We start from the raw sequence: 26,751 nt of genomic DNA, 5'->3' as shown, positions 1-26,751 counted from the left end.
TATCAGCGTCTGTTATTGCATCATTAAGAAAGCAAACAGACCACAACCTAGAATTAGGCGGTAGATAACAAACGGCGTCATGCCCATACGAGAGATAAGCTTCAAGAAGAAGTGAATACAGATGTAAGCACTGATGAAAGACACCGCAACGCCGGTTAGCAGTGTACCAACGTGGATTGGATCGCCACTGGTCACAAGCTTAAGGCCTAAGTAACCACCAGCTAAAGTGATGATTGGGATAGACATTAGGAAAGAGAATCGAGCTGCCGCTTCACGAGTAAAGCCAAGGTAAAGTGCTGCTGTAATCGTAGCACCTGAGCGAGAAGTACCAGGAATAATTGCCATAGCTTGAGCAAGACCAATAAACAACGCTTTTTTCCAGCCCGCTTGGTACTCATCATCACGTAGGCTTGAGTTCTTATCCACCCACCACAACAACAAACCAAAGACGATGGTCGTTGTCGCAATTACCCATGCACTGCGCAGGTAAAGTTCAACAATGTCCTTCATCAGCAGGCCAAAGATACATGCCGGAATCGTCGCAAGGATAATCATCCACGCCAATTTCGCTTCTTTGCTGCGGTCGCCCTTAAACACTGAGCCGAAGAATGCGCTCAACAACGAAATCACTTCTTTACGGAAATAGATCACGACTGCGGCCAAAGTACCGACATGGACCGCGACATCAAAAGCCAAACCCTGATCTTCCCAGCCTAAAACCGCTGATGGAAGGATCAAGTGTGCCGAACTGGAAATAGGTAAAAACTCAGTAAAGCCTTGCACCAACGCCAATATAAACGCTTCAAAATAACTCATTACTTACCTTTAAAATTATAGTTTTATATCTACGACAGAGAGCGAGTCTAGTTGCTGCATCTTCTGCCATATTTCACTGACGGTTCTTCCGTCTTGCGGGATCACTCTCGCAGGACAAAGATCATAAAGTGGTTGTGTTACAAAAGGATATTTATAGATATCACTGCGTGGTAACTCTGGAGCAGACTCAGATATCTCATCGCCAAACAGCACAATATCAAGATCCAAATTTCGATCCTGAAGCTTGTGTGCATCTTGCGCACGCCCCCATTTGTACTCAATTTTACGAAGTTCTTGTGAAAATTCAGTCAATGAAAGTGGCGTGTCGAGCTCTATCACAAAGTTATAAAATGGATGGCTATCAAAACCGACAGGCTCACAGTGATAGATTTTAGAGCATTTAAGGTTAGTCCCTAACGATTGAAGCTCTGTCCATGCCACCCTTGCATGCTTGTCGCGGTCTATGTTCGTGCCAACACCAACATAGGCGATGGTCATGCTTGACCTCGTTCGATGATCACACCCACCGCTTTTGCTTGAGGAACCGCACCAGGCTTCGCTAGGTGAATTTTAACCCAAGGAACAGAGAACTGAGTCATAATTAGCTCTGCGACTTCTTCAGCAACACGTTCTACGAGTAGAAAACGGCCATTCGTAATGTGATCGAGTACTGCAGTGCTTACTTTCGAATAATCCAAAGCATCAACCACATCATCACTCTGGCCTGCTGGGCGGTTGTCATGAGCCATTTCAATATCAAGAACCAGTTTCTGTTTGATCTCTTGTTCCCAATCGTAAACACCGATCGTTGTAATTACTTCTAGCTGCTCAATGAAAACTTTATCCAGTGCCATGACTTGTCCTTTTAGAGGTCGGATACCCAAATTTGGGAAAAAAACGTATTATTTGCGTAATTCGAGATATGATATCAATTACTCTTGGATTGAGCATTATTTTCCCATCGTTAAGCGTATAACCGTTAAAGGACAGACATGACCCCATTGGCACTTATCATGATCATTGCTGCCTATTTGCTAGGTTCAATCTCTAGTGCGGTCTTGATATGCCGAGTCTTAAGGCTTCCAGATCCTAGAACGGTGGGCTCAAACAACCCAGGCGCAACCAATGTGTTACGTGTCGGTGGCAAAGGTGCCGCAGCAGCAGTATTACTCTGTGATATGTTAAAAGGCACCATTCCAGTCTGGCTTGGCTACTTTCTCGGTATCGACTCAATTATTTTAGGTATCGTTGCGATTGCAGCTTGTCTTGGTCATATGTATCCGATCTTCTTCCACTTTAAGGGTGGTAAAGGCGTCGCAACGGCACTGGGTGCCATCGCCCCAATTGGATTCGACCTAACCGGTATGATCATGGCAACTTGGCTCGTGGTCGCGCTTTTATTTCGTTACTCCTCTTTGGCAGCATTGGTGACAGTGCTACTTGCCCCTTTCTACGCTTGGTTAGTCAAACCGCAATACACCCTGCCCGTGGCTATGCTGTGTTGCTTGATCGTGCTGCGTCACCATCAAAACATCCGCCGCCTACTGGACGGCAGTGAGCCAAAACTCGGACAAAAAAAATCGGCTTAACCTTATATTCAAGATTAAACCGATCATTTCAAACGATAGAAAGTCTACAGCAGGTGCTTACCTAAAAACTCTTTCAGCATAGTGTTTACAAATTCTGGCTGCTCTAGCGAGCTAATATGTCCTGCGCCAGGAATTACCACTAATTCACTACCAGAAATGCAATCATGCATCAGGTAAGATTCAAGTACCGGGCGTGGTTTATCTTCTTGGCCGACAGCTACCAACACAGGTAGAGCAAAGTTCTCTATCGTTTCAATCATGTCACGACGTCCAAACACCATACGACCAATTCGAGCTACTTGCTCTGCTTGCTCGCCCTGTAGTGCCGACAACTGCTGAGTAAAACCTTCTACCAAAGCTGGCGTGTTAGTTTGTGCGTCATTAGCAAAGAACAACGGCACAACCGCTTCTACAATCGGTTGAGGAACCATCTTCGTTTGAGAGATGGTGTCTAGCATGCTGAAGTATTTCGCGTGTGCAACTTCTGGCTCTAGACCGACAAAAGTGTCCATCAGTACCAAAGATTTGATACGTGCTGGTGCCAGCTCTGCAAGCTCAGTACCCCACATACCACCAACCGATAAGCCCACCACAGAAAACTCTTCAATGTTTAAATGGTCAAGCAGTGCCAGAACATGTTGAGCGTAGTCTTTTAGGTTGCCCATTCTATTCGGTGCCGCTTGAGACTCACCATGAGACCAAAGCTCAGGCACAATACAACGGTACTGAGATTTTAACGCTTCAACCTGTGGCTTCCACATCGCACTATCCCAAAGGTAGCTGTGTCCAAGTACAACAACCGGGCCTTCGCCTTCGTCTAGGTACGCCATCGATTGATTATCTACAGTGAACTTATTCATCTTCTTCCCTAATCTCTATCAGCAATTTTTTATCGACATATCGTCGGTAAGCTAAGATATAAAAACGGCCGCACTAGGCGACCGTTTATCAAAACATTTTGATGTATTACGCAATTGGCTCTAATTGGTCGATCGGCCAACGCGGTGTGGCTTGAACTGAAAGATCAGCAGTCTCACCATTTTTCAGGCGCTGCATACCGGCATAAGCGATCATCGCACCATTATCAGTACAGAACTCAGTACGCGGGTAGTAAACCTCGCCACCAATTTTCTTAGCAAGTGCTTCAAGCTCAACACGTAATTGTTTGTTTGCACTTACACCACCAGCAATCACTATACGTTTCATGCCCGTCTGTTCCAAGGCACGCTTACACTTGATTACCAAGGTACCACAAACCGCCTCTTGGAATGCATATGCGATATCGGCACGGGTTTGCTCACTATCGTCATTGTCACGAATCGTGTTCGCTGCAAAGGTTTTTAGGCCAGAGAAGCTCATATCCAAGCCCGGACGATCCGTCATTGGACGTGGGAACTTAAAACGACCCGGTGTGCCTTTTTCTGCTAATCGAGATAGTAATGGACCACCAGGGTAATCTAAGCCCATTAACTTAGCCGTTTTATCGAAGGCTTCACCTGCCGCATCATCAATCGATTCACCAAGGATCTTGTATTCACCAATGCCTTTCACTTCGACCATCATGGTGTGACCCCCCGAAACCAGCAGAGCAACAAATGGGAACGGAGGTGGGTTATCTTCTAACATAGGCGCAAGAAGGTGACCTTCCATATGGTGAACAGGCACAGCTGGTACACCCCAAGCGTAAGCAATACTGCGACCAATGGTTGCACCAACAAGCAGCGCACCAACAAGGCCAGGGCCAGCAGTGTAAGCGACACCGTCGATGTCTTTAGAGGTCAGGTTTGCCTCTTTTAGAGCCGCTTTAATTAGCGGAATAGTTTTCTTCACGTGATCACGTGATGCGAGCTCAGGTACCACACCACCGTAATCGGCGTGCAGTTTTACTTGGCTGTATAATTGATGAGAAAGCAGGCCCTGCTGCTCATCATAAATTGCGATTCCTGTTTCATCACAAGAGGTTTCAATACCAATAATGCGCATAATTTTCTCGGCACGCTTTCGTCTAAAATGGGAAATTAGCGCAATATTACCCTGCCTAAGCTCTTCAAACAAATATTGTACAGACTATAATCGACAAAGTGCTTTACAAAGCCACTCTGATCGGATTAAAATTCCGCACCATTTTTGATCAAGCTGGTTAGAGACCACACTTAATCGAAAGTTGTCTACGGATAATTTTTCTGATTTGGTCATCAGTAGCCAGCGATAATGAATAACCCCTGAGGTGAAAGGCATATGCCAATAGTTAAAGTACGTGAAAACGAACCGTTCGACGTTGCACTACGTCGTTTCAAGCGCTCTTGTGAAAAAGCAGGTATCCTTTCTGAAGTTCGCCGTCGCGAGCACTACGAAAAGCCAACTACAGTTCGCAAACGCGCTAAAGCAGCAGCTCAAAAGCGTCACGCTAAGAAGCTAGCTCGCGAAAACGCACGTCGCGTTCGCCTGTACTAATAACTTAATCCATAAGGACTGAGTTATGGCTCTTATTGAACAACTCAAAGAAGAGCAAAAATTAGCGATGAAAGCCAAGGACAAACCGCGCCTTGGCACCATCCGTTTAGCTCTTGCTGCTGTAAAGCAACGTGAAGTCGACGAACAGATTACTCTGAGCGATGACGACATTCTTGCTGTACTAGTAAAAATGGTTAAACAACGTCGCGATTCTGTTGCTCAATATGAATCAGCTGGTCGTCAAGATCTTGCTGACGTGGAACAAGCAGAAATTGCTGTACTTGAAGGCTTTATGCCTCAACCGCTTACTGAAGAAGAAGTAATCGCACTACTTGATAGCGCAATTGCAGAATCTCAACCTGCGGGCATGCAAGACATGGGTAAAGTAATGGCTATCTTGAAACCACAAATTCAAGGGCGTGCAGATATGGGTAAAGTTAGTGGTTTAGTTCGCTCTAAACTCGCTTAATCCCAAATCAAATTGCAACAAGCCGTGCAATCCTTCGGAACGCACGGCTTGTTTGTATCTGTAACCTATTCAAACTATTATTATCCACACTCTCAGTTAGTGCATTTTTCTAAGGTTTTATGGCAGGACACATCCCGCGTAGTTTCATCGATGATCTCCTAGCGCGTCTCGACATTGTCGACATTGTAGACGCACGCGTGAAACTTAAGAAAAAAGGCAAAAACTACGGTGCTTGTTGCCCATTCCATAACGAAAAGACGCCCTCTTTTAGCGTAAGCCAAGAGAAACAGTTTTATCACTGCTTTGGTTGTGGCGTACACGGCAATGCCATCGACTTCATTATGGAGTTCGAGCGCCTCGAATTCGTTGAAGCTATTGAAGAGCTCGCCTCCTTCTTAGGGCTCGATGTTCCAAGAGAACAACGCAGCGGTGAGATCTCTACCGCACCAAGAGCCAACACTGAACAAAAACGTAACCTCTATGATTTGATGGGCGGCATTAGCCAGTTCTATCGCTCACAGCTAAAAATAGCAGCCAATAAGCCCGCGATTGAGTACCTAAAAAATCGTGGTTTATCGGGCGAGATTGTTCAGAAGTTTGGCATTGGTTATGTGGCCGATGAGTGGGACTTAGTTCGTAAGAACTTTGGTCAACAAAAAGAAGCTCAAGACATGCTGGTAACAGGCGGCATGTTGATAGAAAACGATAAGGGTAATCGATACGACCGATTCCGTGGTCGTGTTATGTTCCCGATTCGCGATCGTCGTGGTCGTGTGATTGGTTTTGGTGGACGTGTCTTAGAAGATGGCACACCAAAATACCTAAACTCACCAGAGACACCTATCTTCCATAAAGGCAAAGAGCTATATGGCCTTTATGAAGTATTACAGGCATACCGTGAACCGCCTCAAGTACTTGTGGTTGAAGGCTACATGGATGTCGTGGCTCTTGCGCAATATGGTGTAGATTACTCGGTGGCATCACTAGGCACCTCAACAACTGGCGACCACATTCAAATGCTGTTTAGACAAACCAGCACTGTGGTTTGTTGTTACGATGGTGACCGAGCAGGTAAAGAGGCAGCATGGCGCGCTCTAGAAAATGCACTTGAGTACCTGAAAACAGGTAATACACTCAAGTTTCTGTTCTTGCCCGATGGTGAAGACCCAGATAGCTATATAAGAGAACACGGTAAGGCCGCTTTTGAGCAACTCGTCCAAAATGCGACCCCGCTGTCGACCTATTTGTTCGACAACCTGATAGAAATACACAAACTGAACTTGGGAACAACCGAAGGAAAATCGGCACTGCGTGCGCACGCAAGCGCCTTGATTAATAAAATTCCTGACAGCTATTTCCAAGAACTGCTCGAAAAATTACTGGATGAGCGAACTGGATTTGATAACCAACTGAGACGTGCTCGTGTTCATACACAAAACCCGACACCTCAGCCGCACAAAGAGCTCAAGCGAACTCCAATGCGTGAAGTTATCGCTTTGCTTATCCAAAATCCGAGCTATGCTGATATGGTACCGGATTTATCAAGTGTCAAAGGCTTACCGTTGCCTGGACTAAGTTTATTCGTTGAAGTACTTGATAAATGCCACGCGCATCCCCATATCAACACCGGCCAGTTATTAGAGCACTGGCGAGATAATAAACATGAGGCTCTTCTGTCTCGTCTCGCGAGCTGGGAAATCCCCCTCGACGAAGACAATCAAGAAGACATATTTTTAGACTCATTGGACAAAATACTTGCCCAGTGCGTTGAAAAACAAATTGAAAACCTGCAGGCCAAAGCAAGAAGTGTCGGTTTATCAGCCGAAGAAAAAAGGGAGCTACTAGCTTTAATGCTAGATCTAAAAGCGTAACCCTGTTTGATTAGTCAGCATTTAATAAATTTGTTAACATAATTGGTTTGCATTTGAGAATGCAACGTCCTTCACCAGACCTGAAGTTGGATATCATCTATGGATCAAAATCCGCAGTCACAGCTTAAATTACTTGTTATTAAAGGCAAGGAACAAGGCTATCTGACCTACGCCGAAGTAAACGACCACCTACCTGCAGAAATCGTGGATTCTGAACAGGTAGAAGACATCATTCAAATGATTAACGACATGGGCATCAAAGTAGTTGAAACTGCACCTGATGCTGATGATCTAGCGCTTAATGATGACGATGCCAATATAGATGAAGACGCAGCCGAAGCTGCAGCTGCTGCGCTTTCAAGCGTAGAAAGCGAGATTGGCCGTACTACTGACCCAGTTCGCATGTACATGCGTGAAATGGGTACGGTTGAGCTACTGACTCGTGAAGGCGAAATCGACATTGCTAAACGTATTGAAGATGGTATCAATACAGTTCAGCTATCTGTTGCTGAGTACCCAGGTACTATTCCATACATCTTGGAACAGTTTGACCGCGTACAAGCAGAAGAGATTCGCTTAACAGACCTAATTAATGGCTTTGTTGACCCAGATGACGATGGCACAGCTGCACCAACAGCGACTCACATCGGTTCAGAACTTGCTGAAACAGATCTGGATGACGAAGACGCAGAAGACGTTGATGACGATGAAGAAGAGGAAGAAGAAGATACAGGTATCGATCCTGAGCTTGCTCTTGAGAAATTCACAGCGCTTCGTACTAGCTACCAAAACCGTCAGCTAGCGATCAACGAGTACGGCCATGAAAGCCCGAAAGCAATGCTTGCAACGACAATGATGCAAGACGTATTCAAAGAGTTCCGTCTAACACCAAAACAGTTTGATTACCTAGTAAACGAACTGCGTAACTCTATGGATCGTGTACGTACTCAAGAACGCCTAATCATGCGTCAAACGGTTGAGTACGGCAAAATGCCGAAGAAATCTTTCATTGCTCTATTTACTGGCAACGAATCTAGCGAAGCATGGTTAGATGAAGTACTTGCTTCAGACAAACCATACGCAGAAAAGATCAAACGTCACGAGAACGATATCCGTCGCTCAATCCAAAAACTGGATATGATCGAGAAAGAGACCTCTCTGACTGTTCAAAGCATTAAAGACATCAGCCGTCGTATGTCTATCGGTGAAGCAAAAGCTCGTCGTGCGAAGAAAGAGATGGTTGAAGCGAACTTACGTCTAGTAATCTCGATTGCTAAGAAGTACACAAACCGTGGTCTACAATTCTTGGATCTAATCCAAGAAGGTAACATCGGTCTGATGAAAGCGGTTGATAAGTTTGAATACCGTCGTGGTTACAAGTTCTCTACTTACGCTACATGGTGGATCCGTCAAGCAATCACTCGTTCGATTGCCGACCAAGCTCGTACTATCCGTATTCCGGTTCACATGATCGAAACGATCAACAAACTAAACCGTATCTCTCGTCAAATGCTACAAGAGATGGGTCGTGAACCACTTCCGGAAGAGCTGGCTGAGCGCATGCAAATGCCTGAAGACAAGATCCGTAAAGTACTGAAAATCGCTAAAGAGCCTATCTCAATGGAGACACCAATCGGTGACGACGAAGATTCGCATCTAGGTGATTTCATCGAGGATACAACGCTAGAACTACCTCTAGACTCTGCAACGGCAACCAGCCTACGCGGTGCAACTAAAGACGTTCTTGCTGGCCTAACACCTCGTGAAGCGAAAGTACTGCGCATGCGTTTCGGTATCGACATGAACACTGACCACACTCTAGAAGAGGTTGGTAAGCAGTTCGACGTAACTCGTGAGCGTATCCGTCAGATCGAAGCAAAAGCACTACGTAAACTTCGTCACCCAAGCCGTTCAGAAACTCTGCGCAGCTTCCTAGACGAGTAATCACACACATTGATGTGATTAGCTTTTAAGCATAATTAACAAAAGGTGAGCTATGGCTCACCTTTTTTGTAGCTGTGTGATTTAAGTGGCTAAGATGTAAGCGGAATTGCCCCTTATAGTGTCTAGACACCACTGAATGCTTCCCCTATAATCAATGCCCTACGGCCCCTTAGCTCAGTGGTTAGAGCGCACGACTCATAATCGTTCGGTCCCCAGTTCAAATCTGGGAGGGGCCACCAAATTAGAAAAGCCAGAACAGTTCACGCTGCTCTGGCTTTTTGCTTTTCTAAGCTCGCTATTCTTTATGCCCTACTCATTTCAATACATCCCTGAATGAGTGAACTCCACAGTACACAATGCCAATTACCTCTCTGTGACTAAGCTTACTTTTCTTTTATAAAAAAATCGGCAATATGGTTGTACATAAATCGCTCAATCATTCAGGGAAGAAACATGAAAGACGAAACACTCTCGATTCACTTCGGCTACGAAACCGATCCAACCACGAAATCCGTTGCTACCCCTATCTACCAAACTGTCGCCTATGAATTTGACGATGCTCAGCATGGCGCTGATCTATTCAACCTAGAAGTACCAGGCAATATCTACACCCGCATTATGAACCCAACCAACGATGTGTTGGAGAAACGTATGGCGGCGTTAGAAGGTGGTATTGCAGGTTTGGTAGTGAGTGCAGGCAGCGCGGCAATCAACTACGCGATTCAGACATTGGCACAAATCGGTGACAACATTGTCTCAACACCTCAGCTTTACGGTGGCACTTACACCTTATTTGCTCACATGCTGCCAAACCAAGGAATTGAAGTTCGCTTTGCTAAAGACGATAAACCGGAGAGTCTAGCAGAGCTTATCGATGAAAAAACCAAGGCGGTTTACTGCGAAAGTATCGGTAACCCTGCGGGTAATATCATCGACTTAGAGCGTGTCGCCGAACTTGCCCACGCGCAAGGTGTCCCTGTGATTGTCGATAATACCGTCGCGACTCCAGTGCTGTGTAAACCAATTGAGTTTGGTGCTGACATTGTAGTCCATTCACTAACAAAGTACGTGGGTGGTCACGGTACAACCTTGGGTGGTGTGATTGTCGATTCAGGTAAATTCCCATGGGCAGAACACAAAGAGCGCTTCCCGGTATTTAATCAACCTGAGCCCTCTTATCACGGTGTGGTTTATACCGAAGCCTTTGGTGAGGCTGCATTTATTGGTCGAGCTAGAACGGTTCCACTACGCAATACAGGCGCAGCTTTGTCGCCAATGAATGCCTTTATGTTGATGCAAGGCTTGGAGACGCTGTCGCTACGTATGGAGCGACATACAGAGAACGCCTTGAAAGTAGCTGAATACTTAAGCCAACATGAGAAAGTCAGCTGGGTAAGCTACGCAGGTCTACCAAGTTCAGAATTTTACCCGCTTGCTGAAAAGTACATGCAAAGTAAGCCATCGGCGATTTTATCTTTTGGTCTAAAAGATGGTTACGAAGCGGGTGTTCGCTTTTATGACGCGCTACAAATCTTTAAGCGCTTGGTAAACATTGGCGATGCAAAATCTCTTGCTTGTCACCCAGCTTCGACAACGCACCGTCAACTAAGCGAAGCTGAACAGAAACAAGCTGGAGTATCACCAGAGATGATTCGCCTATCAGTCGGTATTGAACACATCGAAGATATCCTTGCAGACCTAGAGCAAGCTCTTAACGCTTAACGCTTAACGCTTAACGACTATAAGCTGAATATAGATTTACTAAATAGCATGCACAAAAAAGCCCATCATGATGATGGGCTTTCGTCTATTTAAGGGTTTAAGTTAACTTACTCTACCGTTACCGCTTTCGCTAGGTTACGAGGTTGGTCAACGTCAGTACCTTTGATTAGTGCTACGTGGTAAGACAGTAGCTGCATTGGAACTGTGTAGTAGATAGGTGCAGTGACTTCACTCACGTGAGGCATCTTGATGATCTTCATGTTCTCATCGCTTTCAAAGCCTGCATCTTGGTCTGCGAATACATAAAGTAGACCACCACGTGCACGTACTTCTTCAACGTTTGATTTCAGTTTCTCTAGTAGGTCGTTGCTTGGTGCAATAACCACTACAGGCATATCGGCATCAATCAGTGCAAGAGGGCCGTGCTTAAGCTCACCTGCCGCGTATGCTTCAGCGTGAATGTAAGAGATCTCTTTCAGTTTTAGAGACGCTTCCATCGCGATTGGGTAATACTCACCACGACCTAAGAAAAGCGTGTGATGCTTGTCTGCGAAGTCTGTCGCTAGTGCTTCGATCTCTTTATCAAACGCCAGTGCTTTCTCAATGTCAGTCGGCAGTTGGTGAAGCGCTTGCACGATTTCTGCTTCTTTTTCTTCATTGATACGACCTTGTAGACGACCAATTGAAGTCACCATCATCAGCATTGCTGCTAGTTGAGTTGTGAAAGCCTTAGTTGAAGCTACACCGATCTCGGTGCCTGCACGAGTCATGAATGCGAAGTCAGATTCACGAACCAGTGAAGATCCAGCAACGTTACAGATTGTCATCGCTGACATGTAGCCTTTCTCTTTCGCAAGGCGAAGTGCTGCTAGTGTGTCTGCCGTCTCACCAGATTGAGATAGAGTAACCAGTAGGCTATTCGGGCGAACGACGAAGTCACGGTAACGGAACTCAGAAGCGATCTCTACGTCACAGCTTACGCCAGCTAGAGACTCAAACCAGTAGCGAGCAGCCATACCAGAGTTGTAAGACGTACCACATGCGATGATCTGCACGTGTTCAACCTTACTTAGGATCTCTTCGGCTTTAACACCAATCGTGTTAGTGATAACAGAAGTATCTGAGATGCGACCTTCCATTGTATTGATCAGTGCCGTTGGCTGTTCGAAGATCTCTTTCTGCATGAAATGACGGTACTTACCTTTGTCACCTGCATCATGCTCTGCATTTGATTCAACGATTTCACGTTCAACACGCTCACCTGCAACGTCAAATACCGTCACATCACGACGAGTCACTTCAGCAACATCACCCTCTTCTAGGTACATGAAGCGGCGAGTTACGCTTAGTAATGCAAGTTGGTCTGATGCTAGGAAGTTTTCACCCACACCAAAACCGATAACGATAGGGCTACCAGAGCGAGCCACAACAATACGGCTAGGATCTTTACGATCAACCACAACGGTACCGTAGGCGCCGTCCAACTGTTTTGCTGTTTTCTGCAGTGCTTCAACCAAAGAAGCTGAAGTGCGAAGTTCCCACTCCACTAGATGAGCGATAACTTCAGTATCCGTTTGAGAAGAAAATACGTAGCCACGCTCTTGCAGCATTGCACGCAGTGCTTCATGGTTTTCGATAATGCCATTATGCACTACCGCAATGTCACCAGACATGTGTGGGTGCGCGTTTGCTTCAGACGGCTCGCCGTGTGTTGCCCAACGAGTGTGAGCGATACCTGTACCACCAATCACTTGTTGCTCTTCTACCGCGTCTGCTAGCTCTTGTACTTTACCTAGGCGACGTACGCGAGTTAGATTTGATTCGGTATCAACCACAGCGACACCCGCTGAGTCGTAGCCACGGTACTCTAGGCGGCGAAGGCCTTCTACTAAAATCTCGGCTACATCACGCTGTGCTACTGCACCAACAATTCCACACATAGTTTGACTCCATCAATTTCGTTTATTCCTATTGGCAGCAAGCAAAGGCCATGTCTTTATTAAGAACAATTATAGGAAGTTAAATGCATAATAGTTAAAATAAGTTGTTAAGCTGGATCCGTTAAGATCACTCGAACATCATGTGATTCAATACTTGCCTGAGATTCTTTGCTCAAGTCTGTATCTGTAATTAAGATGTCGATGTGATCCCACGCCAACTCTAGGTTAGGGATCTTTCGTCCCACTTTTTCTGACTCAACCATCACGATCACTTCTCGTGACACTTCAGCCATCACTTTACTTAAGCCAACCAGTTCGTTGAACGTGGTTGTGCCTCTGTCGAGGTCGATACCATCAGCCCCAATAAATAGTTGGTCAAAATCGTAAGCACGCAACACTGACTCTGCGACTTTGCCTTGAAAAGAATCCGAATGGGTATCCCAAGTGCCGCCGGTCATGAGTAGCGTTGGTTCACTTTCCAGCTCATTGAGCGCGTTAGCCACGTGCAACGAGTTGGTCATGACAACCAAACCACGCTTACTGTTTAGTTGCTGAATTAGGGCACCTGTTGTGCTGCCGCTGTCGATCACGATTCGATTATGGTCGCGAATTAAATCTGCAGCTGCTTTCGCTAACGAAACCTTTCGAGTCGAAACTTTTTGACCCAATTCCTCGTTCACAACCTCTTTCGGTAGCGAAATCGCACCACCATAACGGCGTAAAAGCTGACCGTTTTTCTCTAAAGACGCTAAGTCCTTTCTAATAGTGACCTCTGAGGTTTCGAACTTAGCGGACAATTCATCAACACTAACCTCCCCTTTTTCGTTCACTAGGTTAGAAATTGCATGTCTTCTGAGCTGAGTGTTTCGTTTCGACATTTAAAAAAGACCAGTAAGTTTCGATATGAAACATATTATAGTTACAACGAAACTATTTAGTCCATTTATTTTGATCCAAAAAATTAATAAATAGCGATAAAACCTTGTCCTAAGACAATTGTTAAGCAGTGATATTGAATTGATTAGGTGGTAGAATCCGCACCCGAAAAGAAAAAAAATTACAAAACTGACCGTTATTTTTTTGCAACTTTCACCTGATATATTGGTGTAAGTCACAGAAACCCGATGTTGAATCAAAATCTTTTGGTCATAAAATGACTAAAATTGATGAAAGACTTACAACTCTGAAGGACATATTGGAAGTCCCGCGATTTTACTCAACAGGCACAAAATGTTGATGTAGCGGACCAATCTTCAGAACTTAAATAAATTTCAAATTGTAACAATACTTACCGGAGAGTACCTTCCATGAAAAAGACCAAAATCGTATGTACGATTGGCCCTAAAACTGAATCTGTAGAGAAGCTAACTGAACTAGTAGATGCTGGCATGAACGTTATGCGTCTTAACTTCTCTCACGGTGATTTCGCAGAGCACGGCACTCGTATTGCGAACTTCCGCGAAGTAATGGACAAAGTAGGTAAGCAACTTGCTATCCTTCTTGATACTAAAGGCCCAGAGATCCGTACTATCAAGCTAGAAGGCGGTAACGACGTAGATCTAGTAGCTGGTCAAGAATTCACTTTCACAACTGATACTTCAGTTGTAGGTAACAAAGAGACTGTAGCGGTAACTTACGCTGGTTTCGCAGCTGACCTAAACGCTGGTAACACAATCCTAGTAGATGACGGCCTAATCGAAATGGAAGTTATCTCTACTACTGAAACTGAAGTTAAGTGTAAAGTTCTTAACAACGGCGCACTAGGCGAAAACAAAGGTGTTAACCTTCCTGGCGTTTCTGTTCAACTTCCAGCTCTTTCTGAGAAAGACAAAGCTGACCTTAAGTTTGGTTGTGAGCAAGGCGTTGATTTCGTAGCTGCATCTTTCATCCGTAAAGCATCTGACGTTAAAGAGATCCGTGAGATCCTAGACGCAAACGGCGGCAACGATATCCACATCATCTCTAAGATTGAGAACCAAGAAGGTGTAGATAACTTCGACGAAATCCTTGAGCTTTCTGACGGTATCATGGTTGCTCGTGGTGACCTAGGTGTTGAAATCCCAGCTGAAGAAGTAATCTTCGCTCAGAAAATGATGATCGAGAAGTGTAACCGTGCACGTAAGATGGTTATCACAGCAACTCAAATGCTTGATTCTATGATCAACAACCCACGTCCAACTCGTGCAGAAGCGGGTGACGTTGCGAACGCAATCATGGATGGTACTGACGCTGTAATGCTTTCTGGCGAAACGGCTAAAGGTAAGTACCCAGTTGAAGCTGTTACTATCATGGCTCAAATCGCGAACCGTACTGATTCAGCTCTTAAAGCTGAGCTAGGTTCTCGTCTAGACAGCCCACGTCTACGCATCACTGAAGCAGTATGTAAAGGCGCAGTAGACACAGCTGAGAAGCTAGCTGCTCCTCTAATCATCGTTGCTACTGAAGGCGGCAAGTCTGCACGTTCAGTACGTAAGTACTTCCCAACTGCAAACATCATTGCACTGACAACTAACCAAAAGACAGCTGCTCAGCTTGTTCTTACTAAAGGTGTTCGTCCAGTTCTTGTTGAGTCTATCGACAGCACAGATGCTTTCTACAAAATGGGTAAAGAATACGCACTTGAAGCTGAGTTCGGCAGCAAAGGCGACATCGTTGTAATGGTTTCTGGTGCTCTAGTAGCTTCAGGCACTACAAACACGGCATCTGTTCACGTTCTATAAGAATGAACCGATTCGCATAAAATATAAAAGAGGGCTTCGGCCCTCTTTTTTTATGAAACAAAATCTTGCCTAACTTTTCAGTACGCTGTATTATCAATCACAATAGAACTACGTACTGTTAACTTCCAATGGACTCTTTCTAAGAGACGGATTAGCAGACTAGAAATCAAATATACATGAGGTTTGTAATGTCTAGTCCTACTCTCACTGACAAAGTATCAAAGATGATTCGCCAAGATATTCTTAATGGTGAGTTAGCCCCAGGCCAAAAGCTCGTTGTTGCTGATCTAAAGAACAGATACAACGTTGGCGCATCTCCGATTCGTGAAGCCCTAGTACAGTTATCTTGGAGCAAATACGTGAAGCTCGAGCCGCAAAAAGGCTGCTGGGTATCGCCAGTGTCAAAGAAAGAGCTGAATGATCTTTATGAAAGCTTACGTGTCGTGTCTTCAGTTCTACTGAAAAAAGCCATTTCTGCGGGGGATGAAACTTGGGAACTGGATGTACTGACTTCTTACCATAAACTTTCGCGAGTACAGCACGTATCTGAAGAATTTGATTGTGTGGAATGGGAAGAACGTCACCAACAATTCCACGTTGCGCTACTTGAAGGTGCGGATTCAGAGAACATGTTTAGCTTCTTTGAAGATTTGATCAATCAAGTAAAGCGATACCGCTTCCTAGCGATGTCGGCGGAAAGTGCATCAGACGATCTGTTCAATATTGATGAGCACGAAATGATCATGAAACTCGTGCTGTCAAAAAACGTAGAACAAGCGACAGAGCTGCTTGATCAGCACCTACTTGGTTCAATGAAGCGAATTGAAGAAGTTATCGAAGCGGCTTAATGCAGCGATAAATTTTGAACAAATAAAAACGGAGCCTAGCAGCTCCGTTTTTTGTTTTTCAGCATCAAGCTGGCTACCACCCAAAAAACTCTTTGTGATGAGTATTGAGCAGTAAAACCATAGGTAAGAAATACAAAGCACTCAGCTTAAAACCAAGAATGACCAATGTACCTATGGTTAATCTCACTAAAAAATCGACAAACATACCACGCCTCTTTCAACCAGACTGTATGATCCCCAAACTCTTGCTCCAGCTAACCTAATTCTACTGCTGCTTTTCAACTCATTGAAAAAGCTAGCTAACCAGCTGAATTAAGTTAACGGTGTCATCCCTTTAATATCTGGTAAACACTCTATTTATCACACCCCTTAACACGATGTAATCTGAAGCAAGGTAGTTTACTCATTGTTCATTTTAGCTCAAATTTTCGCCAATATTAGACTTTAGTCTAACCGTATAGAATTTGTGACATAGATCGCTCAAAAATGAGATTCCTCATATATACACAGAAGAAACGGCTTCATCACTTACTGAGTTGCAAGCTATATAAAGAGTACTCGATGGGAAAGCGGGAGGATATTTAGGAGTAAATAGAGCCTGTAGCTAAGCAACATCCGCATAGCTAGGACAAATCGAGACGGTATTTCGTCCAGAGGATTTCGATTCGTAAAGGCCGACGTCTGCGCATTTGTATGAACGGGTACTGTTACTCGTCAAATCAGTGAAACCGACGCTGACGGTTACCTTGGTGCCCGCAGATAACTCAATCTCGATTCGCAGCCGGTCCAATACACGCTTCGCTTCTGATAAAGAGGTGTGCGGCATCAACAGTGCAAACTCTTCCCCACCAACACGCGCCACAAAATCGGTACTACGGAGGCTGTCTTGTAGAAGCTTAGCTACTCTTGCAATCACACGATCGCCCTCATCATGACCAAGCTCGTCATTAATTCGCTTAAAGTTATCGATATCGACTAAAGCTAAACAAGTAGTCGCCTCATTTGGGTAACGCTCAACCAAACGAGAATAATAAGCTAACTGCTCTTCAAACTTTCGACGGTTCCAAAGGTTACTCAAAGCGTCTCGCTCACTCAGAAAACGCAGACGAACTTCGAGCTCTTTCCTTACTGATATATCCACCAGCGAAGTAATGTAGTAGCTTACTTTCCCTGAACTGTTCTTGACCGCATGGACACGCATAATAGCGGTAAAAGGGATGCGCAGTTTGTTTTTACACAGCACTTCCCCTTCCCACACTTCTTCGTTGTCTAGGTGTCGCCAGATGGATTCGCTGGTGATCTGCTGCTCTGTATTTTCCAACAGAAGTTGCAGCGCATTATGACCGATAACTTGTGCTTCGCTGTAACCGGTCATATTTTCAAACTCGTTGTTGATCATCATAGTACGATGCTGCTTATCAGTGATCATCACGGCAGACATGCCATTCAACGCTGCGCGTGCTAACTTACTCTCTAAGCTACGACGTCGGTAATGCGTCACCAGATAAGCAAATGGGAACGCGAACAGCAACACAGTGAAAAGCACTATGATCTCTTCATGGGCAAGATCATTTAGATCACGTTCAGCTCTAGCGAGCAGTTGTTTTTGATTCAATTGAATCACAAGGTGCATCTTTTGATTATTAGCTAACTGAACCGTGTTAAACGCGAACAAGTTACCATCTTCAAACACAGTGCCCATTTGTTGTCGAGAGAGGGCTTCCCATGTTTGAGGTGCGATATTTTTTAGGTTGAAGCCTTTCCTTTCAGGAACAGAATCGCCAAACAATTTACTGTTGTTTGGACTCGCAATGTAATAACCCTCACCATTGACGACTTCAGCTCTAAAATCATAATCAGGTGCGAAATTAAGACGTGAAGACAACCCCCAGACATCCAGATTGATCACCAAATAACCGACTCGCTTCTCCGGAGTTTCAACAGGCGTGAAGACTCTAAACACCGGTTTATAAGGATATGCCAATTCACCATGTTCGGTTTCAAGCTCAATTCCCCAACCACCAATATCTTCATGCTCTAAGCTCTTAGCAAAATGATAGTAGCTAGAGTCAGACCTATCTTGTAATTGCTGAGGTATTGTCACAGCGCCCGTGGCAGAGGAATAATTCACTCGGACCAGCTCTTTACCCTCAATATCGATAAGATGAATCTGTGTATACCATTTTTGGTTCACTAACACAGACTGCCATACCTCTTCGAGGAGGCTTTTGGTTTGTTCAGAGGGGGAGGAAGCGAAATTAACAAGGCTTTGGCTATGACTCAGTAGTTTCATCACCGAAACCAACTGAGATTTTAAGAGCTTGTAATCTCGTTCTGCGTAAACCAACTGATGAAGGGCTTGTTTCGCAGAGTAATCAAAACTTTGTTGTTTTACTTCTTGGTAACGTTGTAAATAGTAAAGACCCACTGCAGCAGACAGTGTTATCGAAATAATCAGCAATGTAATTATCGATTTACTATTTCTCATTGATAACTCAAGTAAAAGAAGGCGTGAAGCGCAGGATTATAGCACTCTATAAAATTAACAAAATAAAAGCCGCTTAAAAAAGCGGCTATAAAACTATTTTTTAAGTGCTTGTTGTTTAAGCTTTCAGCGCACGTTCGCCACGGGCGATGCCCACAACGCCACTGCGTGCCACTTCAAGCACTTCAGTCACTTCAGACAACGCTTGAATGAAAGCATCCAGCTTTTCACTCGTACCCGCCATTTGCACTGTATATTGAGAAGCCGTCACATCAACGATCTGACCACGGAAGATATCCGCTGTGCGTTTCACTTCTGCACGAGCAAAACCGCTCGCACGTACTTTAACCATCAAGAGCTCACGCTCGATGTGTTCAAGCTCAGACACCTCTTGCACTTTTAGTACATCGATCAGCTTGTGCAGTTGCTTTTGAATCTGTTCAAGCTGCATTTCGCTCGAGTTGGTCGTCACGTTCAAACGAGAAAGCGTTGGATCATCGGTTGGCGATACGTTCAACGACTCAATGTTGTAGCCACGTTGAGAAAACAAACCAACCACACGAGAAAGCGCACCCGGTTGGTTTTCCATTAGTAGTGAAATAATGTGTCTCATATTATGTTCTCTCCGTTTTGCTTAGCCACATGTTATCCATACCCTCGCCCTTAATCTGCATTGGGTATACGTGCTCGGTGTCATCCACACTGATATCGACAAATACCAAACGGTCTTTCATCGCCAGTGCTTTTTCCAAACCTGATTCAAGTTCATCCGGAGATGAAATGCGCATACCTACGTGGCCATAAGCCTCCGCGATTGCAGCAAAATCAGGAACAGAGTCCATATATGAGTTAGAGTGGCGACCTTGATAAACAATGTCTTGCCACTGTTTTACCATTCCTAAGAAACGGTTGTTTAGGTTAATAATCTTAACTGGGATATTGTATTGCAGCGCTGTCGACAGCTCTTGGATATTCATTTGAATACTGCCATCACCGGTTACCACTACTACTTCTTCATCTGGCTTAGCAAACTTAACACCCATGCCAGCAGGCAGACCAAAGCCCATAGTGCCTAGACCACCAGAATTAATCCAACGGCGCGGTTTATTAAATGGGTAATATAACGCTGCAAACATTTGGTGTTGGCCAACATCAGAAGCAACGTAAGCATCACCATTGGTGACTTTGTGCAGAGCTTCAATAACTTGCTGCGGCTTAATGCACTCAGAAGACTTTTCATACGCTAAGCAGTTGCGATCTTGCCACTGCTTGATTTCACTCCACCAGCTTTCCAGAGCTTCAGCATCATTGCTGCCGCCTTGCTCAACCAGTAGGTTAACCATGCTCTCTAGTACTTTTTCCGCAGAACCTACGATTGGCAGATCCACTTTCACGTTCTTAGAGATCGACGACGGGTCGATATCAATATGCATGATCTTTGCGTTCGGGCAGTACTTATCTAGGTTGTTGGTTGTACGATCATCAAAACGTACACCGACACCAAAAATAAGATCGGCGTTGTGCATCGCCATATTGGCTTCGTACAAACCGTGCATGCCAAGCATGCCTAGAGAGTTCTTGTGCGTGCCCGGGAAGGCACCAAGCCCCATTAAAGTGCTTACTACAGGTAAATTCAGTGCTTCAGCCAATTTGATCAGCTGTTGATCGGCCTCAGAGATAACCGCACCGCCACCGACATAAAGTACTGGCTTTTTCGCTTCAAGAAGTGCTTTTAGTGCCTTCTTAATCTGACCTTTATGACCCGTAACCGTTGGGTTGTACGAACGCATTTTGATCGTTTCTGGGTATTGATAAGGAAGCTTAATTTGCGGATTTAATACATCTTTTGGCAAGTCGATAACCACAGGACCAGGACGTCCTGTCGTTGAAATATAGAATGCTTTTTTTAGAACTTCAGGGATATCTTCCGCTTTCTTAACAAGAAAGCTGTGTTTAACGATCGGGCGAGATACACCGACGATATCACACTCTTGGAAGGCATCATTACCAATGAGATTGTTTGGTACGTTACCAGAGATAACGATCATTGGAATCGAATCCATGTACGCCGTTGCGATACCCGTTACGGTATTGGTTGCGCCAGGACCCGAACATACCAGTACTACGCCCGGTTTACCGGTAGAACGAGTGTAGCCATCTGCCATATGAGTAGCGGCTTGTTCGTGTCGTACTAATACGTGTTTGATTTCGTCTGTTTTCGCATGCAGCGCATCATAGATATCAAGTACAGAACCACCTGGGTAACCAAAGATTTGTTCTACACCCTCTTCAATAAGAGACTGCACCACCATCTCAGCGCCGGATAACATTGCTGTTTCAGGTTTTGTTGTCATATTGCTCTCCTCACCAGTTTCCAAGCACATTTGGTGAACATGTTGGGCTGGTTTTTCATAGTCTAGGGCTTATTCGTAGCCTAATTCGAAATACTTCCACTTTTTCGGCTATGGCTGTCTGTCGTGATAACAACAAACAGTAATACGAAACAACTTTAACGCTTTATTATCATCCGGTCTAACACCTGTTAATCGACAATTATGCCAAAAAACCAACTATCAGCTTAAAGCATCAAATAAAACCTAAGCAGAGCTAAATAACCAGCTACAAACACTACAAATGAAGACAAAAAAAGCACTTAATATTTATATAAATGGCTAATTATCGATAAATGAAGCGCTTTCCTGTGTGCGTCTTCGCACATTATTCCAAGCCTTGAGGCATAAAAAATCCCCCTAAAAATGCAATCACATTCGTAGGGGGATTTTTAAACAACTGAAAATTTATCTCAGTAGAAAACTACTTATCTTTCGACTTTTCAGTGTACATTTCTTCGATTTCGTCTTGATACTTGTCGTTGATAACTTTACGACGCAATTTCTGAGTTGGCGTCAGTTCGCCATCATCCATCGAAAATGCTTTTGGTAATAGCTTGAACTTCTTCACTTGTTCAAACTTAGCCAATTCTTGCTGCAAGTCATTCACACGCTTCTCAAGCATCTCAACGATCTGATGGTGCTTAATCAATTCAACGCGGTCGTGGTACTTGATATTCAATTCTTTAGCGTACTCTTCAAGAGAGTCGTAACACGGAACAATCAGTGCAGAAACGAATTTACGCGTATCAGCAATAACGGCAATCTGTTCGATGAAGTGGTCTTTACCGATCGCGCCCTCTACTACTTGCGGTGCAATGTACTTGCCACCTGAGGTTTTCATCAGCTCTTTGATACGGTCGGTAATAAACAGGTTACCATTTTCATCAAAATGACCCGCATCTCCGGTTTTCAAGAAACCATGCTCGTCGAACGTTTTCGCTGTCTCTTCTGGCATTTTGTAGTAACCACGCATTACCATTGGGCCGCGAACAAGAATCTCATTCTGCGCACCAATTTTCACTTCCGCGCCCGGCATCGCCATACCAATCGAGTCAGGGTTAAAGCAGCGGTCATCCCAGCACGAAACGGTTGCTGTGGTTTCAGTCATGCCGTAACCAAGTTTTACGTTAATGCCGATAGCGTGGAAAAAACGACCAATGGTTTCATCGAGCTTCGCACCACCACATGGCATGAAGTTGATGTTACCGCCAAGCAGCGCTCGCAATTTAGATAACACAAGCTTATCAGCTAGTGCATGGCTCTTCTTCAGCATCAGTGATGGTGTGCGACCTTCTTGGTGACAAACCGACAGCTTCGCGCCCATGTTTACTGCCCAAGTAAATAGCACTTTACGGATAAACGGCGCTTTCGAAACCTTCTCGTGAATCGCTGAGAAGATTTTCTCGTAGAAACGTGGAACCGCACACATCACGGTCGGCTTCACGTCGCTCAGCGCGTCACGCACCTGCATAGTATCTTGCAGGTAACAGTTGGTTGCGCCTTTGTAGAGCACGTAGAAAGTCCACGCACGCTCAAATACGTGAGATAGAGGTAGGAAACACAACGAGACATCGTCTTTCGTTAAGCTCAAGCGCTCATCGTGCCCTTCTAGCTGATAGCCAACATTGGTGTAATCAAGCATTACGCCCTTAGGTTGACCTGTAGTACCAGAGGTATAGATAAGAGTCAGTAAATCGTCCATGCTTGCATCTGCAAGACGAGTATCAAGTTCAGCTTGCTGAGCCTCAACACCGCGCGCCATGAAATCAGTCCAAGATACCGCAAAGCTATGGCCTTGAAGATCGATATCATCAGACATCGCGACAACCACTTCTAGCTGTTCGCACTCTTCAAATAGGCTCACGGCCGCGTCAAATTGGACTTGCTCACCAACGAATAAGATCTTCACATCCGCATTTTGGATGATGTAAGACGACTGCGCTGCTGTGTTGGTTGGATAAATCGGCACAGTCACAAGACGAGCTTGTAAAGATGCAAAATCTGCCACGGTCCATTGAGGCATATTGTTTGAATAGATACCGATCTTATCTTGAACTCTCAGTCCCTGAGCCAATAGTGCTAATGAAAGCGTATCGATTTGTTGTCCAAACTGCTGCCAGCTAATACCTTGCCATACATTATCTACTTTGTGCTTCAAAGCTGTACGGTTGCCGCCTTGGGCAATTTGGTCACGAAGTCTTTTTACGATATGAAAATCTAAATTGGCCATCTCTTTACCTTTGGCTTACACCTGTAAGCTTTTTTGAGCGCACAAGTGTACCTCTGATCATGGAAAAGGCAACTGATGAAGCTCAAAGTTATAAGTAATAGTACGTATCACGCTAAGTTTTCTATCAACAAAAATAGCAGGTACAAAAAAGCCCTAAGCCAGACTCCCAGCTTAGGGCTTATAAATCATAGAGTTTAGTGCTTAGTTAAGCGCTACTACTTCGCCACAGATCATCATCAGCTGATCTCGTAACCAAATGTGTCCCTTATCTTTTTCACTTGATTCGTGCCAGCTTAGGTAGCCAGAGATTGCCGCATTATCGAATGGGAAATCTAGAATCTGTAGGTTCTCTTTGTTTGCTGCGTGCTCTACCATCCAGCGAGGTGCAATCGTCACTAACTCTGATTGACCAACAACGTAAAGTACGTTGCTTAGGCTCGTACCTTCGTAGAAAGGCATGCAATCTAGGTCACGGTATGCTTGCTCAGAGAAGCTGCGTTGGCCGTGAATGCGAGACAGTTTAGCGTGCTTCTCGTTCAATAGCTCTTCAGCTGTCACTTCACCGTTAATGCGTGGGTGAGAAGACGAAGCAACCACAACCAATTCGTCTTGGAAGATCTCAGTACTTGAGAAACCTTGCTCATCAAAGCGAGCGTAATCGATCACGAAGTCGATTTCTTGGTAGCGCATACGCTCAGAAAGTTGACGATCAAATTCAGCATCCATGTGCAGTTTAACGCTAGGTGCTTGCTCGTTGATAGTCGACATAATCTTAGGTGCAAAACGCATGTCACAAGGGCTGCAAATCGCAAGCTTGAACAGGCGAGAAGACGACTCTGGAGAGAATACAGAGCTTGGTAATTCGTTGCGTACTAATTGTAACGCTTGGCGGATAGGACCGAACAACTGACGTGCACGTTGAGTCGGTTGAATACCACGACCCTGGCGCATAAATAGTTCGTCGTTAAACATCACTTTCAAGCGAGCCACAGCGTTACTTACTGCCGGCTGAGACATACCTAAATTGTGAGCTGCACGTGTAATGTTTTGCTCTTGCATTACTGCATCAAATACAGTCAAAAGGTTTAAGTCTACTCCACGAAGTGTGCTTTCCATTCTGTAGCTAGCAATAGCACTCATTGCGTCTTTTTTATCTAACATTCAAGTTGCCTCTTGTCGGTACGACAGCGTTAAATTTGTAATGGTATGGGAATAGATAACCACTAGTTCTTATATTTATCAGACCGATGTGTTTCGGATTACCACTACTATTAACCAATACATCCCTAGCTACCAACAAGATTGATAAAGAATAATTTTATTTTACCTTAATGATTAATTAACACTTAAAAATCATAAATTTACAGAGTTATAAAAAAACATAAAATGCGCTAATTATGAGTTTCATTTCGACTTATTTAGCTGTTCTATCGTTTGGTTACATTTGTTACAAATTATTGAATCGATGAATTGATTGACCATTCAATTCAAAAACACCACTTATGGATTAAGTGAGTGATGCATAGCTTGGAAAATCCACCTTGTCCCAAAGTTGTTTTCTTAGGTCATCTTGGTTGGACCAATTTCCGGCTAAAACCCACTCAACAAGTGCACTAGCGACGTCTGGATAAGAGACAACCTCAGCCTGTTTTTCGTTGAGCCAACCACGCAAGATTGCTGGGTCAAGAAAGCTCATCGTTTGGGCTAATCCAAGCGCCTCAAGTGTTGCCACATTACTCTGCTGCTCAAACTGCCCATCAAGTGGTTTAAGCAGTAGTTTCTTACCCAAAGTTAGAGCTTCCGATGGCAGTTCAAACCCACCATTCGCTACCACACCAGAGCACTGATTTAGGTCGAATTGAAAACCAGCATGGCTGAGTGGTTTGAAGGTAATATTTTCGACTTGGCTACGCTCAATCACATTCGGGTGATAACAGACAAAATTGTGTGAAACAAACTTCATCAATAGCTCTGAAATCGCTTCAAGGTCTTCAAACGGCAAATAGACTAATGTGAAGTCCTGCGGCGCTTTAGCCTGATCGTGGTGAGCTAAGGTGTGAACGATAGGAGGCAATATTGGTTGCTCGAAATGATACCAATGCAAACCAATCGAGTGCTCTGTCGGCGCAAAATGTTGAATAACAGAGTGCTCAATCCAGTTCCCCCCTTCTTTAGGAACATCATAGCGAAACGCATTCTGGTGACTGATTCCGATACAAGGGACTCCCTGCCTTTTGGCTGCCCAAGCTGTTACAGGTTCAAAGTCATTGAGCACCAAGTCATAGGGTGTAAGGTCCATCTGTTTAACCTCATTAAGAAAGCGCCAGATATTATTCTTAATAAATGTCTTTCCATATTTGACCTGCCCTTGTTCACTATAAAAGGTTAAGCCGTTACGAACTTGGTAGTTGCCAAACTCTTCCATCGAAAAGTACTTGCTTGCTTCTCGGCCTGAAAAGAGAAAATCAACATCGATGTTTTGTTGACGAAACGCGACAGCCATTGCCCTTGCACGTGCAATATGACCATTTCCAGTGCCTTGTACGCCGTATAAAATTTTCATGAAACTTCCTTTCGATTCGCTGGTTTAGCGCTTGGTGATGTGGTCATTCGATAATTAAAGAATGAAGCTAATAGCAAGGCTGGTACAAGCTACGCCCAAAGCAGCACCAATGAGTACGTCCGTTAAAAAGTGCACGCCGAGTAATATTCGAGATCCAGCAATCGCTGCAGCCCAAGTCAAACTAAAGAGATATAAGCTCGGATAGAAATGTCCGATTAATGTCGCCATAACAAAAGCAGCGGCGGCATGCCCAGATGGCAGGCTGTACTTATCTGATGGGACAATATGAGAGTGAAGCAAAGAGGAAAATTCAGCTGGTCTGCGGCGCTTTAGAGTATTTTTAGCAAGCCAATAGATTGGCAGCTCAATCGCGAAGGCAGTTAAGCCCACCAACAGAAAATCGCTGCCTGTTTTGCTATCGGTGAGCAATGCAATCAAAGCAATCAATATATAGAGGTGACCATCCCCCGTATGAGAGACCGCCTTACTCAACGTCGCATGTTGGCCACTAAAACGGTTCTTTAAACAGAAAACAGAAAATGCCACATCCCAGCGGACAATAGGTTCGATAGTACGCATACGTTCTCCTTAACAATCCTTATTCAGTTAAGGGTCAAGTTATGCCCAACAAATGACAGTTAAGTGACGTTTTGAATGAACTAAAATGAAATTTTCCACGGTTGAGAAGCCGATGATTCAACCGTATC

22 protein-coding genes and 1 tRNA gene are annotated in these 26,751 nt (G+C 44.5%); 9 read left to right on the top strand and 14 right to left on the bottom strand.

The window, feature by feature from the left end; genetic code table 11:
* Positions 1 to 12: 12 nt before the first annotated feature.
* The 3 genes from F0228_RS03545 to folB are packed head-to-tail and all read right to left on the bottom strand — an operon-like array spanning position 13 to position 1,670.
* The gene (locus F0228_RS03545) at positions 13 to 816 is read right to left on the bottom strand and encodes an undecaprenyl-diphosphate phosphatase (protein WP_061033569.1); all 804 of its coding nucleotides are present in this window, start codon (positions 814 to 816) and stop codon (positions 13 to 15) included.
* A 15-nt stretch (positions 817 to 831) separates the two neighbouring features.
* The gene (gene folK, locus F0228_RS03540; RefSeq protein ID WP_061033568.1) at positions 832 to 1,314 is read right to left on the bottom strand and encodes a 2-amino-4-hydroxy-6-hydroxymethyldihydropteridine diphosphokinase; all 483 of its coding nucleotides are present in this window, start codon (positions 1,312 to 1,314) and stop codon (positions 832 to 834) included.
* Positions 1,311 to 1,670 (bottom strand): dihydroneopterin aldolase, encoded by a 360-nt coding sequence (gene folB, locus F0228_RS03535; protein ID WP_105059010.1) that lies wholly within the window; start codon positions 1,668 to 1,670, stop codon positions 1,311 to 1,313. Before folB ends, folK begins: the two co-directional genes overlap by 4 nt.
* A 138-nt stretch (positions 1,671 to 1,808) precedes the next feature.
* On the opposite strand from folB, the gene plsY reads away from it, so the two are divergent.
* Entirely contained in the window at positions 1,809 to 2,405 is a 597-nt protein-coding gene (gene plsY / locus F0228_RS03530) for a glycerol-3-phosphate 1-O-acyltransferase PlsY (RefSeq protein ID WP_061033566.1), read from the top strand.
* Between the two features lie 44 nt (positions 2,406 to 2,449).
* Here the strand turns inward: plsY and F0228_RS03525 are convergent, their stop codons facing one another.
* Together F0228_RS03525 and tsaD are read right to left on the bottom strand one after the other, a co-directional pair.
* Entirely contained in the window at positions 2,450 to 3,265 is an 816-nt protein-coding gene (locus F0228_RS03525) for an alpha/beta hydrolase (RefSeq protein WP_061033565.1), read from the bottom strand.
* A 106-nt stretch (positions 3,266 to 3,371) separates the two neighbouring features.
* Positions 3,372 to 4,388, bottom strand: a complete 1,017-nt coding sequence (gene tsaD, locus F0228_RS03520; RefSeq protein ID WP_171730864.1) for a tRNA (adenosine(37)-N6)-threonylcarbamoyltransferase complex transferase subunit TsaD — start codon at positions 4,386 to 4,388, stop codon at positions 3,372 to 3,374.
* A 255-nt stretch (positions 4,389 to 4,643) separates the two neighbouring features.
* Between tsaD and rpsU the strand changes: the two genes are divergently transcribed.
* The 6 genes from rpsU to F0228_RS03490 all read left to right on the top strand — a co-directional run bounded on the left by rpsU (position 4,644) and on the right by F0228_RS03490 (position 10,865).
* Complete coding sequence (gene rpsU / locus F0228_RS03515) at positions 4,644 to 4,859, top strand: 30S ribosomal protein S21 (RefSeq protein WP_004396009.1); 216 nt, start codon at positions 4,644 to 4,646, stop codon at positions 4,857 to 4,859.
* A 25-nt stretch (positions 4,860 to 4,884) separates the two neighbouring features.
* A complete protein-coding gene (locus F0228_RS03510; protein WP_171761906.1) occupies positions 4,885 to 5,328 on the top strand; it encodes a GatB/YqeY domain-containing protein in 444 nt (147 codons plus the stop codon).
* Between the two features lie 119 nt (positions 5,329 to 5,447).
* Positions 5,448 to 7,199, top strand: a complete 1,752-nt coding sequence (dnaG, locus tag F0228_RS03505; protein ID WP_061033564.1) for a DNA primase — start codon at positions 5,448 to 5,450, stop codon at positions 7,197 to 7,199.
* 99 nt (positions 7,200 to 7,298) lie between these two features.
* Complete coding sequence (gene rpoD / locus F0228_RS03500; RefSeq protein ID WP_008222514.1) at positions 7,299 to 9,143, top strand: RNA polymerase sigma factor RpoD; 1,845 nt, start codon at positions 7,299 to 7,301, stop codon at positions 9,141 to 9,143.
* A 163-nt stretch (positions 9,144 to 9,306) separates the two neighbouring features.
* Positions 9,307 to 9,382: transfer RNA gene (locus tag F0228_RS03495), tRNA-Ile, on the top strand.
* A gap of 214 nt (positions 9,383 to 9,596) precedes the next feature.
* Entirely contained in the window at positions 9,597 to 10,865 is a 1,269-nt protein-coding gene (locus F0228_RS03490) for an O-acetylhomoserine aminocarboxypropyltransferase/cysteine synthase (protein WP_061033554.1), read from the top strand.
* A gap of 107 nt (positions 10,866 to 10,972) precedes the next feature.
* Here F0228_RS03490 and glmS read toward each other — a convergent pair whose 3' ends face one another.
* The gene (gene glmS, locus F0228_RS03485; RefSeq protein WP_171761905.1) at positions 10,973 to 12,805 is read right to left on the bottom strand and encodes a glutamine--fructose-6-phosphate transaminase (isomerizing); all 1,833 of its coding nucleotides are present in this window, start codon (positions 12,803 to 12,805) and stop codon (positions 10,973 to 10,975) included.
* Between the two features lie 107 nt (positions 12,806 to 12,912).
* On the bottom strand, positions 12,913 to 13,683 hold the full coding sequence (locus F0228_RS03480) for a DeoR family transcriptional regulator (protein ID WP_061033552.1): 771 nt from the start codon (positions 13,681 to 13,683) through the stop codon (positions 12,913 to 12,915).
* Positions 13,684 to 14,112: 429 nt separating this feature from the next.
* Between F0228_RS03480 and pykF the strand changes: the two genes are divergently transcribed.
* Positions 14,113 to 15,525, top strand: coding sequence for a pyruvate kinase PykF (gene pykF, locus F0228_RS03475; protein ID WP_008219975.1), 1,413 nt, complete (start codon positions 14,113 to 14,115; stop codon positions 15,523 to 15,525).
* 176 nt (positions 15,526 to 15,701) lie between these two features.
* On the top strand, positions 15,702 to 16,373 hold the full coding sequence (locus F0228_RS03470) for a GntR family transcriptional regulator (protein ID WP_081090364.1): 672 nt from the start codon (positions 15,702 to 15,704) through the stop codon (positions 16,371 to 16,373).
* Positions 16,374 to 16,977: 604 nt separating this feature from the next.
* Here F0228_RS03470 and F0228_RS03465 read toward each other — a convergent pair.
* From F0228_RS03465 to F0228_RS03435, 7 genes are all read right to left on the bottom strand, one after another.
* A complete protein-coding gene (locus tag F0228_RS03465) occupies positions 16,978 to 18,861 on the bottom strand; it encodes a diguanylate cyclase (protein WP_061033550.1) in 1,884 nt (627 codons plus the stop codon).
* A 115-nt stretch (positions 18,862 to 18,976) separates the two neighbouring features.
* On the bottom strand, positions 18,977 to 19,471 hold the full coding sequence (ilvN, locus tag F0228_RS03460) for an acetolactate synthase small subunit (protein ID WP_008219984.1): 495 nt from the start codon (positions 19,469 to 19,471) through the stop codon (positions 18,977 to 18,979).
* A 1-nt stretch (position 19,472) separates the two neighbouring features.
* On the bottom strand, positions 19,473 to 21,212 hold the full coding sequence (locus tag F0228_RS03455; RefSeq protein ID WP_008219987.1) for an acetolactate synthase 3 large subunit: 1,740 nt from the start codon (positions 21,210 to 21,212) through the stop codon (positions 19,473 to 19,475).
* A gap of 460 nt (positions 21,213 to 21,672) precedes the next feature.
* Positions 21,673 to 23,481: a long-chain fatty acid--CoA ligase gene (locus F0228_RS03450; RefSeq protein WP_171761904.1), complete on the bottom strand. Its 1,809-nt coding sequence runs from the start codon at positions 23,479 to 23,481 to the stop codon at positions 21,673 to 21,675.
* Between the two features lie 201 nt (positions 23,482 to 23,682).
* Positions 23,683 to 24,642: a transcriptional regulator LeuO gene (gene leuO / locus F0228_RS03445; RefSeq protein ID WP_061033548.1), complete on the bottom strand. Its 960-nt coding sequence runs from the start codon at positions 24,640 to 24,642 to the stop codon at positions 23,683 to 23,685.
* Positions 24,643 to 24,988: 346 nt separating this feature from the next.
* Positions 24,989 to 26,044, bottom strand: coding sequence for an MJ1255/VC2487 family glycosyltransferase (locus F0228_RS03440; RefSeq protein WP_171761903.1), 1,056 nt, complete (start codon positions 26,042 to 26,044; stop codon positions 24,989 to 24,991).
* Positions 26,045 to 26,098: 54 nt separating this feature from the next.
* Complete coding sequence (locus tag F0228_RS03435) at positions 26,099 to 26,623, bottom strand: phosphatase PAP2 family protein (protein WP_171761902.1); 525 nt, start codon at positions 26,621 to 26,623, stop codon at positions 26,099 to 26,101.
* Positions 26,624 to 26,751: the final 128 nt, after the last annotated feature.

The organism is Vibrio sp. 99K-1 (assembly GCF_013114585.1).
Lineage (GTDB): Bacteria > Pseudomonadota > Gammaproteobacteria > Enterobacterales > Vibrionaceae > Vibrio > Vibrio chagasii_B.
This window is presented reverse-complemented; position numbering and strand designations above follow the sequence as displayed.

Bases quoted from the DNA above. Each gene is read 5' to 3' on its own strand.
- F0228_RS03465 (WP_061033550.1), bottom strand. From the start codon at position 18,861: ATGAGAAATAGTAAATCGATAATTACATTGCTGATTATTTCGATAACA.
- F0228_RS03490 (WP_061033554.1), top strand. From the start codon at position 9,597: ATGAAAGACGAAACACTCTCGATTCACTTCGGCTACGAAACCGATCCA.
- plsY (WP_061033566.1), top strand. From the start codon at position 1,809: ATGACCCCATTGGCACTTATCATGATCATTGCTGCCTATTTGCTAGGT.
- rpsU (WP_004396009.1), top strand. From the start codon at position 4,644: ATGCCAATAGTTAAAGTACGTGAAAACGAACCGTTCGACGTTGCACTA.
- pykF (WP_008219975.1), top strand. From the start codon at position 14,113: ATGAAAAAGACCAAAATCGTATGTACGATTGGCCCTAAAACTGAATCT.
- F0228_RS03545 (WP_061033569.1), bottom strand. From the start codon at position 816: ATGAGTTATTTTGAAGCGTTTATATTGGCGTTGGTGCAAGGCTTTACT.
- tsaD (WP_171730864.1), bottom strand. From the start codon at position 4,388: ATGCGCATTATTGGTATTGAAACCTCTTGTGATGAAACAGGAATCGCA.
- folB (WP_105059010.1), bottom strand. From the start codon at position 1,670: ATGGCACTGGATAAAGTTTTCATTGAGCAGCTAGAAGTAATTACAACG.
- rpoD (WP_008222514.1), top strand. From the start codon at position 7,299: ATGGATCAAAATCCGCAGTCACAGCTTAAATTACTTGTTATTAAAGGC.
- ilvN (WP_008219984.1), bottom strand. From the start codon at position 19,471: ATGAGACACATTATTTCACTACTAATGGAAAACCAACCGGGTGCGCTT.
- leuO (WP_061033548.1), bottom strand. From the start codon at position 24,642: ATGTTAGATAAAAAAGACGCAATGAGTGCTATTGCTAGCTACAGAATG.
- folK (WP_061033568.1), bottom strand. From the start codon at position 1,314: ATGACCATCGCCTATGTTGGTGTTGGCACGAACATAGACCGCGACAAG.
- F0228_RS03470 (WP_081090364.1), top strand. From the start codon at position 15,702: ATGAGGTTTGTAATGTCTAGTCCTACTCTCACTGACAAAGTATCAAAG.
- glmS (WP_171761905.1), bottom strand. From the start codon at position 12,805: ATGTGTGGAATTGTTGGTGCAGTAGCACAGCGTGATGTAGCCGAGATT.
- F0228_RS03450 (WP_171761904.1), bottom strand. From the start codon at position 23,481: ATGGCCAATTTAGATTTTCATATCGTAAAAAGACTTCGTGACCAAATT.
- F0228_RS03525 (WP_061033565.1), bottom strand. From the start codon at position 3,265: ATGAATAAGTTCACTGTAGATAATCAATCGATGGCGTACCTAGACGAA.
- F0228_RS03440 (WP_171761903.1), bottom strand. From the start codon at position 26,044: ATGAAAATTTTATACGGCGTACAAGGCACTGGAAATGGTCATATTGCA.
- F0228_RS03455 (WP_008219987.1), bottom strand. From the start codon at position 21,212: ATGACAACAAAACCTGAAACAGCAATGTTATCCGGCGCTGAGATGGTG.
- F0228_RS03435 (WP_171761902.1), bottom strand. From the start codon at position 26,623: ATGCGTACTATCGAACCTATTGTCCGCTGGGATGTGGCATTTTCTGTT.
- dnaG (WP_061033564.1), top strand. From the start codon at position 5,448: ATGGCAGGACACATCCCGCGTAGTTTCATCGATGATCTCCTAGCGCGT.
- F0228_RS03480 (WP_061033552.1), bottom strand. From the start codon at position 13,683: ATGTCGAAACGAAACACTCAGCTCAGAAGACATGCAATTTCTAACCTA.
- F0228_RS03510 (WP_171761906.1), top strand. From the start codon at position 4,885: ATGGCTCTTATTGAACAACTCAAAGAAGAGCAAAAATTAGCGATGAAA.